Genomic DNA, 14,847 nt, shown 5'->3' on the forward strand with positions numbered 1-14,847 from the left:
TGTTTTCTTCTTATTTTTATTAAATACATACTTGATCTGCAATAGTAACATTGTGTTGTTTAGCAGATACCAGAATTGATTTTGGATCTACTTCAATTAAAGATTGTTTTTGGACAACATTATTCACCAATATCTTTACTTCATCAATATAATCTACATAATACAGCTGCTCTAAGTAATTAATGAGGTGATTAACATTCAGTTCTACATTAAAATCAATATCTTTAGCGTCTGTAAAAGCCCAAGGCGATATATATTTTTTAATATCTTCGTCTAATTGTCTGATATAAAATGTTTCGTCGTATTGTTCAAAGAATTTAACCTTTGTTTCTACTTTTGCTTCTTTATAATTTGGATTAATCACCTGAGTTTTAACATGCATTGTATTTAATTCATTTACATAATTCTCAATTTTATTAAGACTCGCTCTACTTACTCTTGGTTGGTAGACGTCAAAAGCATTTTTATTTTTAATATTCGGTACCACCATCAAGGTTACATAGCCTGGAGCCATATATGATTTTTCAGAAGTATGATTTAAACATTTTACCTTAAAAACTTCCGGAAATTCCTGTAATACCAGATGCTCGTAATCCCATTGTGTAATGGCTCTATTTTTATGTCTTAATCGTTCACTAACGCGTCTGTAAAACTCACCATCTGCTTCTTTATATTTACCGTCGAAGGAATTGTAAGGTTGGTTAACCGATTTTACCTGAGGAACTCTGGTGATAAGTTTAGTAATAGTTTTTGCTTCTAACCCGTTGTTTAAATGAGATAAGTCATTATCCTGATTCTGGAATGTTGCTAAAACAGCCTGAGTGTATATTCCCTGAATTTTACATACCGCATCATAACTTCTTTTTGATTTTGCTCTAATCCAAACCAATCCATTGGTAAACCTTGTGTGGTTTGGATTTATATCTTTAGGAATATTAAACTTCACAATGCCCGATTCCAGAAATCTTCTCGTCTCATTCTTCAACATATAATCCGACAAATCAATCCATGTATTTTTTGAAAGAATATGCCATTCTATAAACTCTTTTTCCTCGAAAGTATCAACTAAGGGGTTTTCACTTCCCTCCAGCATTTGGATCAATAATGAAACTGACATTTTCGGCATTGCCTCCAGACCAATATATAATTCGCCACCATTTTGGTGTACAGGAACAATACTCTTCATTTCAACTTCTTTTTCGTATTGCCCGAATGCATCTTCATGATACAATTGTACACCCTTACTTTTTGAAGCTTCCCCATCTGCATCTTTACTTAAATATGAGTATGCATTTTCCTTTGCCTTGTAATTCAGTTCAATATCTTCAGCAAAAGGAATATAAGGTTCGTTTGGTATAAGCTTTCCTACTTTCGGATCACTTGATAACGCCAATGTATATAATTTGGGATATACATCCTGTAGTGACGACTGGTTCAGTGTTACTCTGATTGACTCACCAGTATCTGATTCGTTATTTGTATTATTTATAGAAAACTGGGTTTTATAACCGCCATCTACTTTTTTAAATACCTCAATACTGCTGCCTTTAGTATACCAAATCTCTTTTTCTAATAGCGCCGTATCTGCTGTAAAATAAGCATCAGAACCTACAATTGGAGTTCTTAGTGCTTGAAAATCTGTTAAGCTGATGTTTTGATTAGGCTTAATGACATATCCACTGTACAAATCTGCAATAGAATCCGGCGTATTTTTCCAATTGATCGTAATGTCTGCATTTTGCCATTTTTTGGAAAACATTTCAGGGCAATTAATAAAAAAATTAGATCCTTTAATGGGCTGTGCAGTGAATGGATAATAGGGTTTTTCTGAATTTAATGTACCATTATCATTTTCTATCTGAATAGATTTTACTCCTTTTACATCAACCGCAATTTCTATGTTTTTTATTAGCTTTTCTGAAAGAGCTTCGTAAATATCGTAATATTTCTCTCCTTCGATCATAAACCTCACAACAGGAAAATTGGTTTGGAATGTTTCTAACAACACTTCCTTATTGTATTTTACAACTGAAGGAAAATCTTTAGATAATGTAAAAGAAAGCACTAATCTTTCTTCTTCGTTCTTAATACATTTTAAAACGATGCCCGATGCCCATTCTTTTTCACCACTACAAAGTACTTTGATATTATTTTCAATATCTGTGTTTAAAATATTTTGTAATTTTTGGGTTGAATTTTTAATAAAATCTATTGTAAGAGTAACTGTTCGTTCACCTTCTTTTAAATCAAATAATGATGATGCCACAGAAAAGCCCAGCTTAGCTTTTGGAAGTTCTTTGTAAATAGATTTTTCTGAAATTGTCTCCTCTGAGTTATATCCAAATGGCCACCAATAATTGCTGTCTTCCGACAGTTTATCACCTAGGCCATCAGCAGTATTTGCTTTCGGAGCCATTTTTAGCTCTCTTTTCTTAACATCGTTTAAAAAACTTTTAACCTCGACTACTTTAACCTGATTGGCAATAAGCTCTTCGCCAGTTTTGTAAACCCTTTTTTTTCCGTTAGCATCTTTATCACCATCCAGCAATGTACCGCTAGGAATTTTTTCTTGAATCGCTTTTTTAGCTAATTCAAAAAGAACATATACTTTGTCTGATTTAGCATCATTTTTCTCAATTTGAAGTATTTCATTATAATAGAAATCCAAATGCCTTTTAGTTAAATTATTGAAGGCTTTTTTTGAAAAATCTAATAATTTTAAAAAGCAAACAAATAATGTTAAATGAGGGGTCAAGTTGCTATCTTGTTCAAACTGGGACATAAGATCTGTAACCTGTTTTTTCATACCTTTATATTCAACGCTTTCTCTGCGTGGAATAGCATCGACATCATCACCCAAGAAGAAATTCCCCCAGTTTCCTTGTGGTGCTGTATTATCACCTTTGTCAAAATAATTTACACGCTTCGCAAAATTGTTTGCGAATAATAGCCAATCAAACAAATCGAAATCATGTAATTCAAGATTGCCAGGGTCTAATTCTGCTAAAAAGCGCTGCATTTGTGATTTTCCTTCACGATAATGTGAAAATGTATCTGTTTTTTTCATTTGTTTATATTTATCTTTCTATGGTCAGATGCAATACTTAATGTAATGTTGGTCGTATTCAAAATGGCTACAGACATCCCGTAATTCATTATATTTCAGTAGCTTCACCTTTATAAAAAGGAAAAACCATATTGCTTCTTGTATTCGTATTTCTTACTTCGTAGTCAATTTGTATCAAAACTTCTCCTCCAAGCTCTTCCTGAGTATCAATTTCAATACTTAAAATGTTTATTCTAGGCTCATGGTATAAAATAGCACGCTCAACGATTCCTTTCATTTGAGTGATAAGCGTTAAGTCTAGAGATTTAAAGAGCATTTCCTGCAAGTCGCATCCGTAGTTAGGGAACATTACACGTTCACCAGGACGTGTTGACAATAAAATCATAAGACTATTATTGATGTCTTCCACATCTGTGGTCATTGCCAGTTTTCCTTCAGTTTTGTTAAACTCAGGCGGAAAACTCCAGCCTATTCCTAAAAAATCTGTATTTATTTTCATACTTTATTTGTATTATATTTAATTATAACATCTTGCATCTGTAACATAGTGTTTTAGTTATCCTAACTGTTTTGTTATGAATGTTTTGTATTTTTAGTTAGACTCTATTTAAATAACAGTTTATAATTATATACAAACCATCATTTACCTATCATCCACCTATCAAAACAGTAGCCTCACCTGCGCTAATCACCCCTCCATGAGCTGTAGAATCTCCCATCCTTGCAGCTGGTTTCCCGCCTATTAAAACACTTGAAGATCCTGATGCAATAGTGTCTGGTGGGCCTGTGCATAAAGCTTTATCTCCCACTCTTGCGGCTGGTTTTCCACCAATAAGTACCGTAGGTTCTCCTGCCGGAATTATGGGGCCGCCTACATGTGGAACAGTTCCCGTAACCATGGGACAAGTGTGCATATCTGTAATTCTCGCTGCTGGTTTCATGATTATTAATTAATTTTAACTTGAGATCCTTTTACTACTGTTACCGCTCCCGATTTAAGCTCAGATCCTGAACTCCCCTCTGCTTTGAATTGTGCAGATGCTTTTACATTGATATTAGTTCCTTCCATGGTAATATCACCTTTTGCTTTGATCTTAATATCTTTTCCACTTTCCATACTAATACCATCTTTATTAAGCGTAAGAGTATTAGAATGCTCATCTTCTATTTTAATGAGGTCTGCATCTTCGTCTACAATGATTTTTTTGCCTTTTGGTGTCTCAAGCGTATATGAAATTTTGTCGTCATTAAAAATCATTTTCATTTCACTTCGGGTGACGAATCCTTTTTCGTGATTATCATCAGAAGCTACAATGGGAGCTGGTTTTGCACTGCTGTTTAACATTCCCAGTACCACTGCGTCATTGGGGTCATCATTAATGAATCCAATAATGACTTCATCTCCGATTTCCGGTCTGAAAAATGCCCCTCTATTCTCTCCTGCATCAAGGCTTGCTACTCGTGCCCAAATTCCTTCTTCTTCATTATTAATGATGGGAATTTGTACTAAAATTCTGTCTTCACCATCCGGGTCAGATTCTAATTGTGATACCACCCCGATATGTAATCCGCTTATGGAAGGAATAATTCCTGAACCCGGCATTTCGCTTACATCATAGGTTTCTGAAAACCATGTGGGAGAAAGTCCGAATTGAGCATCAACCAACCAATTTCCTTCAGCTATTTCGTGACGAACACCTGTTACGTATATTTTCCCATTAAATCGGTTTCCTACTCCTTGCAGTGTTAAAGAAACTCCAGGTTTTACAGATGGAATTCCCTGAAATTTTACTCTTCCTCTTGTTTTTGCTAACTGTTGAAAAGTTGCTTTAGCATCGCCCCATTCCTGCAGCTCGCCTTGCGTAAGATTTCCGCCGTGTTTAAGTTGAAGATCTTCAATTCCAAAAACATCTGCTAAATCGCCTGATGAAAGGTTTCCATTAAGATTAATTGCAGGATCCTGCGCTTCAACTTCAGTCAGTTCCTGATCGGTATAATTCCATGTTTTGGCTGTAATTTTATTGAATTGATCTCTGGCATCTATCTCGCCATCAAATTCATGGACAGATGATCCGTAAACAACGGTTTCCACTGTTTCACCACTAAAATCAGGTTTAGCTATTTTGATAGTTCCATCTTCGACAAAACATAATTTACCGTTTGCCTGTGCTCTGGTTAACATAAAATCCCAATCAGAAGCCTGATATTGAACCAATTCTTTATGAGAGTTTGAAGTAGTTTCAACGTCGGCAGTAAGTCCGTTATTTCCAATAAGTTCTTCAATGATATCGCTGTCTGTACTTTCGTAGAAATACTTACTTTTTCTGCCTAAAGTCATTTTTACAGCTTTATCTCTGCATTCTACGATGAGGTAAGAAGATCCGTTTCTGATTTTTATGTTATGCTTTACAACAACTCCTTTAAAAATGGTCTCTTCTTCGGAATGATATCCAGCAGTGATCTCAATTTCTTTCCCAGGAATTAATAGGTCTTCATTGCTTAATTTGAAATCCTGTTCCGGTACACTTCCGTCTAAAATAACGATGTGGGCATAAGGAATTCTGTTGACTTCTTTTTCCACGACAATGCTTTTCACCCCATACTTGCCTGGCAGTTCTGTACCTCCGGACATCACCTTAAAGGTTATTAAATCGGGGGTTTTTGCTGTTTTTATGTATCCGCTGTTATTCATCTTATGAAACTTTTTCTAATGGCGGAAAGAATAAATCTTGTCCTGGTTTTAGCTGTCTAAAATTGATAAGACCATTTACTTTAGCTACTTCCAGATAATATTTAGAATCTCCGTAAATTCTTTCAGTCATTAAGGGCAATGTATCTCCATCTTGCACTGTTCTTTTGTGCGTAAGATCAGGGGAATTTGTATTGGCCATTTTGGATTCCAGTTCAGGGCTGATAGATTCATTAAATGTGGCTTTTCCTATAGCCCTTAATGGTAGTCCCTCATTATCAAATAATTTGTATTCTATGGTTAGCTCTGAAAGGATTCCTTTAAATTCAAAATCCCCCCAATGCAATACAACATGATAAGGTTTATGTATAGGCCCTGCGAGTTCACCGGTTGCTTTATAAAAATCTTTAATCTGTTGTTTTACAGCTTGTTTAGCAAACACTTTCCCTTTAATTTTATTGATAAGTTTATTACCGGGATTGGATTCCGTGACTCCTGTACCATCAAATAGAAATTCTAATTGTAAACCGGATGCAAGGGATACTATATATCCTAAACTGGCTTTCGACTTACCTTGTGCCTGATTTGTGTTATGCTTGGTCTTATAAGTAACCGAAAAACCGGTCGGATTAATAAAGGCCTCAAAAGCTTTCGTATTAATTTTAGCATCCGGACTATAGCTGTCATCTTTATAGGTATCTATCTTCAGTTTTGTAAGTGCTCCTCTCATTATCTTTCTTTTTTACGTTGTTGAATATTTACTACTTGTTCTACACTTTCACTAACTGCCCGCATGATTTCTGCTTCATCTACTAATGCTTCTGCCGTCGCTTCTGCTGCTTTTTCGTCCACATTTATTTTAATGTGAAGCTCTTTTATTTCTATTGGCATTTCGTTTGTTTTTTAATCAATTATTAATATTCAAAACACTAATAACCAATGATTTAACATGTTTATTTTTAAAAATCTAAGCACATAAAGAGTGTGTTCAGTCTTGTTATAGACCAATCTTATGTTTTTTTATCTGAAAATTTTTTGCTGAATGTTATCCGAAAACTAACACACTTTCAGGTGCTTAGATTTGATTTAGAAATTACAAGCCTAAGCTTGCTAACGATGAAGGTATTGTGAAATATCTATATTTTAGTTCTATTGTTTCAATAGCAAGCTTGCTTTCTTCTGCGTTGAATTCTGAAACGTTCCATTTTACAGGGTACGCTCCAACTACATTCCAAACCATTAAAGGTGCTGTAGATTGTAGCCCTCCTGAAAGAGTAATGATCAGGTCTCTGGGTTCAAACTGGAAATTTTCCATCGCATTTCTGCACCAGCTTATCAATCCGGAACTTACGATTAAGCCACGCTTAAGCACTAAATTATCATATTTTGGTCTCAAAGGAAGCTGATGAAGAAATCTATTTTCGCCTCCTTCGGCATATTCTTCAGTCATAATTTCTGTTGATAAACCAGATATAGACTGAAATCTGGAGTCAATACCCTCTGTTGTTGAAATCCCGTTAACAATAAAAGAGAAACTGGTTGGAGGATATAAAAGAGCCATGATTAGTTATTTTCAATCGTTAATCCTTCGTGCGCTAATTCCAACGTTTCAATAGCAACCTCATTACCTTCAGCTTTCAAATCTGTTGACTGTAATTTAAGTGGGAATGCATTTTTCACTTTCCAGGTAACTGCAGGTTCTCCGTTTTCGTCCAAAAGTGAAATCGTAATTGATCTCCTTTCTACCGTATTCAATTGAATCGTCTGAAACCATGCAAAAAATTCGTTATCACTTTTGAAAGTTCCTCTCTTTAAAGTAATGTTATTAAAAACCTTCAAGCCCGGCATTTTAATTTTACTAAAGTCAGGACTTGCTCCATGTCTGTATTCAATTAAACCTGCTTCAACATTTAATCCGCTTACTTCCTGAAAACCGATTTTCTTCCCGCCCCAATCTACTTCAAAGGCAAACTTTACTAATGGATATGTACTCATAATTTTATTTATATTTAATTGTTATTTAGTTTAAATTATTTACGCTTCTTGCAATTTGTGTGAAAAACGCAACACAATAAATTCAGCAGGACGCACAGCAGCCATACCAACTTCAATGACCATTCTTCCTTCCAAAATATCCTGAGCAGACATTGTTTTGTTCAAACCAACACTTACGTAATAAGCTTCTTCAGGTTTGCTTCCAGCTAATGCGCCATCTTGCCATTGTTGATTAAGGAAATTCTCAATCATTGTTTGTACACGGATCCAAGTATTAGCAGTATTTGGTTCGAAAACGAAACGCTCTGTAGATTTTTTCACGGATTCTTCCACCATGTTGAAGAAACGACGTACAGAAACGTATCTCCATTCGTTGCTGTTTCCGTCCAATGTTCTTGCGCCCCAAACCAATGTTCCTTTTCCTGTAAAAGTTCTGATCGCATTGATTGATTTTCCAGCCGTTGCATCTACGTTAAGATTTTCTTGATCTTCGTGAGAGATTTTTACTGTTGGTGCTACTACATAATTAAGTCCAACATTAGCAGGTGCTTTAAATACTCCTGAAGTACTGTCTACTTTAGCATAAACTCCGGCCATTGTTGATGATGGAGCGATTACAACTTTTTTAGCCTCAATCAATTTTTTAGTTTGATTGTATAATTCTGAGCTTTTTGATTTTAATGCTGCTAAGTTTGCAACAACAGGTGTAACAGTTACAAGAACTCCTTGATCATTTGTTACTTGGTAACTAGTGATAACAACATCTTTATCCTCAAAATTATAGCTTAAAACCGTTTCTAATTTTGGATAATAAGCAGCTCCATATTTTAAATTTTCGCTACTGTCTAATTTTAGTCTGAAATCACTAACTGCTGATGCTTCGTTGTTTCCAACAACATCCATGATAACAAATCTGTCTTTCATTAATCCTGCATGATCTAAAGCCAGTCCGTATAAATCATAAGCATCGTCTGAAGTTAAGGCTTCAGCATCAGGGAAAACAATAAGAGTTGGTTCGTCTTCTTTTTCCAAAGTATCAAGACCTTTTTCCAAATCAGATTTAGTTACCAGAGCTGGATAATCTGCTGCTTGCCCTGCAGAAACGATATAGCATGGTCCGCCACCGTTTGCAAAATACATTTGAAGAGCGTAGTACATTTTAAAAGTACCTAATTTAGTGTTGTCGAAAGTTGGAGTAACAACAGTATCCTTAATCGAAATTTTGATTGCTCCACCTTCATTTTTTGCTTTTCCAAAAAGCGTTTCGTATTCCAACATAGAAGAGATTCTTGTTGGTTCATTTTTTGGCCCTTTTTCAGTATATCCGATAAAAGCAGGAATAGCCGTTTCTACTTGTGCTACAGATGGTGGGAATTTTGCGATTTCCTCTACGTAGACTCCAGGTGTTTTGTAATTCATTTTTTTTAAAATTTAATGTTAATAATTAGTTATTTTCAATAGTTAATCCTTCGTGCGCCAATTCCAACGTTTCAATAGCAACCTCATTACCTTCAGCTTTCAAATCTGTTGACTGTAATTTAAGTGGGAATGCATTTTTCACTTTCCAGGTAACTGCAGGTTCTCCGTTTTCGTCCAATAGTGAAATCGTAATTGATCTCCTTTCTACTGTATTCAATTGAATCGTCTGAAACCATGCAAAAAATTCGTTATCACTTTTGAAAGTTCCTCTCTTTAAAGTAATGTTATTAAAAACCTTCAAGCCCGGCATTTTAATTTTACTAAAGTCAGGACTTGCGCCATGTCTGTATTCAATTAAACCTGCTTCAACATTTAATCCGCTTACTTCCTGAAAACCGATTTTCTTCCCGCCCCAATCTACTTCAAAGGCAAACTTTACTAATGGATATGTACTCATAATTTTATTTATATTTAATTGTTATTTAGTTTAATTATTTTATGCTTCCTGTAATTTGTGTGAAAAACGCAATACAATAAATTCAGCAGGACGTACAGCAGCCATACCAATTTCGATGACCATTCTTCCTTCTAAAATATCCTGAGCAGACATTGTTTTGTTCAAACCAACACTTACGTAATAAGCTTCTTCAGGTTTGCTTCCAGCCAATGCACCGTCTTGCCATTGTTGATTAAGAAAATTCTCGATCATTGTTTGTACACGGATCCAAGTATTAGCAGTATTCGGTTCGAAAACGAAACGCTCTGTAGATTTTTTCACGGATTCTTCCACCATGTTGAAGAAACGACGTACAGAAACGTATCTCCATTCGTTGCTGTTTCCGTCCAATGTTCTTGCGCCCCAAACCAATGTTCCTTTTCCTGTAAAAGTTCTGATCGCATTGATTGATTTTCCAGATGTAGGATCTACATTAAGCTCATCCTGCTGTCTATCAGAGATTTTTTCTGTTGGTGCTATAACATAATTAAGTCCTAAGTTAGCTGGCGATTTCCATACACCTGAATTACTGTCTACTTTAGCATACACTCCGGCCATTGCAGATGATGGAGCTAATACTACTGATTTAGCCTCAATTGCTCTTTTAGCCTGATTATAGAAATCTGAGTTCTTTAATTTTAATTCTGCTAAATTTGTGATACCAGATGCACCAGTAACTAAAACATCAGCTTCGTCAAAATCATAACTCAACACTGTTTTTAATTTTGGATGGTAAGCAGCTCCGTATTCTAAACCTGTAGCCGTTACTTCTTTTCTAAAAATAACATCATTTCCAAGAACATCCATAATAACAAATCTGTCTTTCATCAATTCTGCCTGCTTCAAAGCGCTATTATACAAAGAGTAAACATCAGTAATAGCACCAGCCACGTTAGCATCAGAAGTCTTATTAGCATTTTGAGAAGCAAGATTAGCAATAGCTGTAGCAGTGGTAAGATCTTCTTTATAAACAGTAGCAATAACTTTAGCAGCGGCCTTAACAGTAATAATAGTAGCATTCGTAACAGCAGCAGCTACTTTAGCAGCAGCAACAACAGCTTGAGCAGCCTGAGCAGCAGCTACTTTGGCAAGATCGCTTGGATTAGTAACAGTGTAGCCATTAGCCACAGCAACTGCAGCAGCGACAGCAATCTTTACATCAGCGCCTTCAACAGCGTTTGAAACAGCTTTAGCAGCAGCTTCAGCCTCAATAGCCACATTTTCATGATCTTCTGCAACCTGAGAAGCAGCACTTGCAGCAGCAACATCAGCAGCAGAGGCTACTAAACTTTGAAGATCCGGGAAAACGATAAGTGTAGGTTCATCTTCTTTTTTCAACAATTCAAGACCTTTTAATAAAGTTTTATTTGATGTCGTAGATTCTACAAGTACAGGATCTGTGTAATTTCCTACTGATACAATATAGCAAGGACCACCACCATTAGCAAAATACATTTGCATAGCATAATGCATTTTGAAATCGCTTATTTTAGGTTGTGTTGCTGTTGCCACACCATCTTTGAAATCTACAGCAAAAGTTTCCGGGTTTGCTTTTCCAAAAAGAGATTCGTACTCCAACATTGAAGAGATTCTTGTTGGTTTGTTTTGCTGTCCTTGTGCTGTATATCCAATAAAAGCAGGAATAGCCGTTTCAACTTGCGCTACGGAAGGTGGAAATTTCTCCAATTCCTCCACATAGACTCCAGGGGTTTTGTAATTCATTTGTTAAAAAATTTTAAATTAATATTAATTATATCTCGAAATAAAAATTCGAATGTTTATTCGTGATTGATTTTTTTATGATTGTTGTAATTTGTGCGAAAACTTCAATACAATAAATTCTGCAGGACGCACTAGTGCTATTTCAACAGTTGCATTCAAAATATTATTATTAGTATTTGCATCTTTGGTTCCTTCAACTTTTACACTGTAAGCTTCTTTCGGAGTGCTTCCAGCCAATGCCCCATCTATCCATTGTTGGTTAAGAAAATTTTCCAACATTGTTTTTGCTCGTAAATAGGTGGAGGGAATAGTGGGTTCACCAATAAATGTTTTGAGCGCTACGTTTATTGATTGTTCCATCATATCACAATAGCGACGTACATGCACATACTTCCATTCATTATCTTTATTCCCTTTTTTATCTTTGCCATCGAGGGTTCTTGCCCCCCAAACTAATGTGCCTTTTCCTGTAAAAGTTCTAATAGCATTGATTGATTTTCCGGTATCATCTATGTTTAGATCTGATTGTTCCTGTTCGGAAACTTTTTCTGTTGGCGCAATTACATAATTAAGACTTACATTTGCCGGTGCTTTCCAAACACCTCTTGTACTATCTACTCTACCGTATAGTCCTGCCATTGCTGATGATGGTGGTAGGATAACTTTTAAGGATGTAATCTCTTTTTTTATCTGATTGTATAATGCTGAATTCGATGATTCTAAATCTTTAAGTTTTTTACCATCTGCATCTCCTTTTTCATCTTTTACCGCGAGAATTGCATTTATTAAGTCATCAAATTCTCCCTTAAAAATAGAAGCATTTTCATCTAAATCCTCAGGCTTCTCAAAATTGTCTATTGTTCCGTCATGTATAGCATCTAAGACAAATTTTGCTTCATTAATTGCGTCGATTAAAGTTGCTTTTGCATCAATTGTTTGACCTGTTGTATTATCGGCTGCTTCATTGACTTCTTTAGCAATCGCAATCGCCTGACCTAGTAAATCGGCAAGTACAAAAGCTTTTGCAGATCCACTTGAGATTTCGTCACTTGCTAAATTTTTCAACTCATCTAAAGCAGCAATTTCACCTGCATAAAAAGTGGCATTACTTTCTCCTGCTTGTTGTAAACCGGTATGTACAATAGCTGTTTCCGTTTCATCAAAAGAATAATTCAAAATAGTTTTTAAGTGAGGAAAATATGCTGCAGCATGGCTGGTTGGATTTATAACTTGAGTTCTAAAATGATCTATTGTATCAAGATTATCCCCTTCATATGTATCTAAAATGGCAAATCTATTTTTACCTTCTAATCCTAATTTTTCATTTATTGTATAATTGTAAAGATCATAAAAATCGGTTTCGTCTAATGAAACAGCGTCAGGGAAAACAATAAGAATGGGTTCTTCAATAGCTTTTAGGATTTCGATCTTATTCAGTCCGTTTTTCAGAGAAGATAGCTCCACTCCTGTCGAAGCGTAAGTTCCTACAGACGTAATGTAGCATGGCCCGCCGCCATTGGCAAAATACACTTGAAGCGAATAATACATTAAAAATTGTACTTCTGGTGTTACAAGGGTTACTCCTTTATCTTTGGTATTCTTCAGTTGGATACTTTCCTTTTTTGCTTTTCCAAACTTAGCTTCAAACTCCAAAAGAGAGCTGATTTTAAGCTTTTCATTTTTACTATTATTAATATCATAACCTTCGGGTATTAGCTCAGTGTACCCGATGAATACAGGCATAGCTGTATCTATTAATGCAACAGAATTTGGAAGTTTAGTAATTTCTTCAACTGAAACGCCTGGCGTTGTTGGATTTGGCATGTTTTAAAAATTTAAGTTAAAGGTTATTAGTTTTTATTTTTGTTTTTTATGATTAATCGACTTTAATACTTTTTACATTAACTTCATTAATTAATTCAATTTTGATCGGATCTGCAGTAGCCGCAATCTTTATTACACTAATTTTATATAATACGGAAGGCATTACCTTTCCGCCTAATAATCCCCAAATGTAACTTAGCTGCTCAAAAGGAATAGAGTGTAATTCAATTCTGAACTTGAAACTTTTTTCTGGTTCAGAATCATTATATGTCAACACATTATTTGTCTGAAGTATTTCAATAACTTTCGAAATATTTATTAAAGCATTACGATAACTATTTCTATTGGCAGCAATCATTACATACAAATTCAAATAAGCAGGAGCAGTTTCTAAGTCATAGCGAACTGGTGTGTTACCCACTTTTACCTGATTATATCTTGAGGCATTTTTCATGGTAGATTCTTCCTCAACACTTAGCAAAGTAATGACAACCTTATCAAGACCTGAGGTATCATCATCGTGTTTTGCAATGTTATCAACAATAACAATATCACGTAAATTTCCAATATTCAGTTGATCTTTTAAAACTGTTAGTACATTATCAATCATAATTTCTGTTCTTTATTAGTATGGTGCAAACATACAATCACAACTTGTCAAAAGACAAATATTTTGAGGCTCCAAACCTGTCTTTGCAGTAAATAGAATTTTTAAATTTATAAAAAAAGTTAAAAAAAAATAACGATAACAAATTAACAACCAAATGATTAAATAATTAAAATTTAATTCTAAAAAATACTTAATCAAACTGTCGTGATATTTACCACTGCAGATAAAGCCAGATTCTAATGGTGAAAAACATTTCACTTCAACATGAAATTCATGATTAATTATATTGTTTTTGGTGATTTTGAATTGATTTTTGAAATCAGTAAGTATTGAAGTTGTTTAAACTTTCGTTTTAGTGGTTGAATTTTTTTCTTCTTAACCTATTTCCATAAAATTTCTCAGTCCGATAGAAATCTAAACATAGTATTAGAAAGTTGTATGGAAATATTCATGCCTACATCATTGTAGGATGACAAACTTGATAGATATTTTTCAATCGGGATAAAGCTCCAAAAAAACGAAAAATTTTCAATTCTTTCTTCACTTTTTGGAGCTAAACTTTTTTTAAATCACGAACGTATATCACTAAAAAGTGATTTTATATTTTACTGCAAAGACTGAATAGACCTGTCTTATAATTCGTAAAACGACTTTTCTTCTTCTAATTTTGACCCAATAATTTTAAAACTTATCACATGAATATTAAAAAAATTTGTTGGCAAGCGCAATGAAATCATTGGCGGTCATTTTAATGAATTACGCTCAAAAATAGGTATGGCTAATCAGGATGAAGAAGTAATTTTTTCTTTAAGAGAACAAATTTGTAATGCATGTCCTTTAAAAAATGGCAACAATTGTAACGCTATGAAATGGCTAAATCCGGAGACATTAGAAGTTATAGATTCTCCCAAAGAGGGATTTATCAGAGGCTGTGGATGCAGACTAAGCGCAAAACAAAGATCAAAATTAAGTCTTTGTCCCGCAGGTTTTTGGGGAGGAGAATTCAAATAAAAATAAAACAATCT

At 34.8% G+C, this 14,847-nt stretch carries 14 protein-coding genes; 1 reads left to right on the forward strand and 13 read right to left on the reverse strand.

What is annotated here, in order from left to right; all coding sequences use genetic code 11:
* Nucleotides 1-19 precede the first annotated feature (19 nt).
* The 13 genes from AMQ68_RS06385 to AMQ68_RS06440 form a co-directional block, all read right to left on the reverse strand.
* Complete coding sequence (locus tag AMQ68_RS06385) at nt 20-3,067, reverse strand: baseplate J/gp47 family protein (protein ID WP_054509734.1); 3,048 nt, start codon at nt 3,065-3,067, stop codon at nt 20-22.
* Between the two features lie 88 nt (nt 3,068-3,155).
* Nucleotides 3,156-3,566 carry a GPW/gp25 family protein gene (locus AMQ68_RS06390; RefSeq protein ID WP_054509735.1) on the reverse strand — a complete coding sequence of 137 codons (411 nt, stop codon included), beginning with the start codon at nt 3,564-3,566 and terminating at the stop codon, nt 3,156-3,158.
* A 151-nt stretch (nt 3,567-3,717) separates the two neighbouring features.
* Nucleotides 3,718-4,008: a PAAR domain-containing protein gene (locus tag AMQ68_RS06395; protein WP_054509736.1), complete on the reverse strand. Its 291-nt coding sequence runs from the start codon at nt 4,006-4,008 to the stop codon at nt 3,718-3,720.
* A gap of 5 nt (nt 4,009-4,013) precedes the next feature.
* Nucleotides 4,014-5,759 (reverse strand): type VI secretion system tip protein VgrG, encoded by a 1,746-nt coding sequence (gene vgrG / locus AMQ68_RS06400; protein WP_054509737.1) that lies wholly within the window; start codon nt 5,757-5,759, stop codon nt 4,014-4,016.
* Nucleotide 5,760: 1 nt separating this feature from the next.
* Nucleotides 5,761-6,486: a hypothetical protein gene (locus AMQ68_RS06405; protein WP_054509738.1), complete on the reverse strand. Its 726-nt coding sequence runs from the start codon at nt 6,484-6,486 to the stop codon at nt 5,761-5,763.
* The gene (locus AMQ68_RS25425; protein ID WP_185113388.1) at nt 6,486-6,647 is read right to left on the reverse strand and encodes a DUF5908 family protein; all 162 of its coding nucleotides are present in this window, start codon (nt 6,645-6,647) and stop codon (nt 6,486-6,488) included. Before AMQ68_RS25425 ends, AMQ68_RS06405 begins: the two co-directional genes overlap by 1 nt.
* A gap of 202 nt (nt 6,648-6,849) precedes the next feature.
* The gene (locus AMQ68_RS06410; protein ID WP_054509739.1) at nt 6,850-7,317 is read right to left on the reverse strand and encodes a phage tail protein; all 468 of its coding nucleotides are present in this window, start codon (nt 7,315-7,317) and stop codon (nt 6,850-6,852) included.
* A 2-nt stretch (nt 7,318-7,319) separates the two neighbouring features.
* Nucleotides 7,320-7,751, reverse strand: coding sequence for a phage tail protein (locus AMQ68_RS06415; RefSeq protein ID WP_054509740.1), 432 nt, complete (start codon nt 7,749-7,751; stop codon nt 7,320-7,322).
* A gap of 39 nt (nt 7,752-7,790) precedes the next feature.
* Entirely contained in the window at nt 7,791-9,170 is a 1,380-nt protein-coding gene (locus AMQ68_RS06420) for a phage tail sheath C-terminal domain-containing protein (RefSeq protein WP_054509741.1), read from the reverse strand.
* Between the two features lie 25 nt (nt 9,171-9,195).
* Nucleotides 9,196-9,627, reverse strand: a complete 432-nt coding sequence (locus tag AMQ68_RS06425; RefSeq protein WP_054509740.1) for a phage tail protein — start codon at nt 9,625-9,627, stop codon at nt 9,196-9,198.
* Between the two features lie 39 nt (nt 9,628-9,666).
* Nucleotides 9,667-11,388: a phage tail sheath C-terminal domain-containing protein gene (locus AMQ68_RS25555; protein WP_054509742.1), complete on the reverse strand. Its 1,722-nt coding sequence runs from the start codon at nt 11,386-11,388 to the stop codon at nt 9,667-9,669.
* A 75-nt stretch (nt 11,389-11,463) separates the two neighbouring features.
* Nucleotides 11,464-13,212: a phage tail sheath C-terminal domain-containing protein gene (locus AMQ68_RS06435; protein ID WP_054509743.1), complete on the reverse strand. Its 1,749-nt coding sequence runs from the start codon at nt 13,210-13,212 to the stop codon at nt 11,464-11,466.
* 52 nt (nt 13,213-13,264) lie between these two features.
* Nucleotides 13,265-13,822, reverse strand: a complete 558-nt coding sequence (locus AMQ68_RS06440) for a DUF4255 domain-containing protein (RefSeq protein WP_054509744.1) — start codon at nt 13,820-13,822, stop codon at nt 13,265-13,267.
* A 774-nt stretch (nt 13,823-14,596) separates the two neighbouring features.
* On the opposite strand from AMQ68_RS06440, the gene AMQ68_RS06445 reads away from it, so the two are divergent.
* On the forward strand, nt 14,597-14,833 hold the full coding sequence (locus AMQ68_RS06445; protein ID WP_054509745.1) for a hypothetical protein: 237 nt from the start codon (nt 14,597-14,599) through the stop codon (nt 14,831-14,833).
* Nucleotides 14,834-14,847 lie beyond the last annotated feature (14 nt).

Origin of the sequence: Chryseobacterium sp. ERMR1:04 (genome assembly GCF_001297705.1) — a bacterium.
Lineage (GTDB): Bacteria > Bacteroidota > Bacteroidia > Flavobacteriales > Weeksellaceae > Chryseobacterium.

Excerpts from the sequence above, each read along its gene's own strand:
- AMQ68_RS06385 (WP_054509734.1), bottom strand. The coding sequence starts at position 3,067 with ATGAAAAAAACAGATACATTTTCACATTATCGTGAAGGAAAATCACAA.
- AMQ68_RS06390 (WP_054509735.1), bottom strand. The coding sequence starts at position 3,566 with ATGAAAATAAATACAGATTTTTTAGGAATAGGCTGGAGTTTTCCGCCT.
- AMQ68_RS06395 (WP_054509736.1), bottom strand. The coding sequence starts at position 4,008 with ATGAAACCAGCAGCGAGAATTACAGATATGCACACTTGTCCCATGGTT.
- vgrG (WP_054509737.1), bottom strand. The coding sequence starts at position 5,759 with ATGAATAACAGCGGATACATAAAAACAGCAAAAACCCCCGATTTAATA.
- AMQ68_RS06405 (WP_054509738.1), bottom strand. The coding sequence starts at position 6,486 with ATGAGAGGAGCACTTACAAAACTGAAGATAGATACCTATAAAGATGAC.
- AMQ68_RS25425 (WP_185113388.1), bottom strand. The coding sequence starts at position 6,647 with ATGCCAATAGAAATAAAAGAGCTTCACATTAAAATAAATGTGGACGAA.
- AMQ68_RS06410 (WP_054509739.1), bottom strand. The coding sequence starts at position 7,317 with ATGGCTCTTTTATATCCTCCAACCAGTTTCTCTTTTATTGTTAACGGG.
- AMQ68_RS06415 (WP_054509740.1), bottom strand. The coding sequence starts at position 7,751 with ATGAGTACATATCCATTAGTAAAGTTTGCCTTTGAAGTAGATTGGGGC.
- AMQ68_RS06420 (WP_054509741.1), bottom strand. The coding sequence starts at position 9,170 with ATGAATTACAAAACACCTGGAGTCTACGTAGAGGAAATCGCAAAATTC.
- AMQ68_RS06425 (WP_054509740.1), bottom strand. The coding sequence starts at position 9,627 with ATGAGTACATATCCATTAGTAAAGTTTGCCTTTGAAGTAGATTGGGGC.
- AMQ68_RS25555 (WP_054509742.1), bottom strand. The coding sequence starts at position 11,388 with ATGAATTACAAAACCCCTGGAGTCTATGTGGAGGAATTGGAGAAATTT.
- AMQ68_RS06435 (WP_054509743.1), bottom strand. The coding sequence starts at position 13,212 with ATGCCAAATCCAACAACGCCAGGCGTTTCAGTTGAAGAAATTACTAAA.
- AMQ68_RS06440 (WP_054509744.1), bottom strand. The coding sequence starts at position 13,822 with ATGATTGATAATGTACTAACAGTTTTAAAAGATCAACTGAATATTGGA.
- AMQ68_RS06445 (WP_054509745.1), top strand. The coding sequence starts at position 14,597 with ATGGCTAATCAGGATGAAGAAGTAATTTTTTCTTTAAGAGAACAAATT.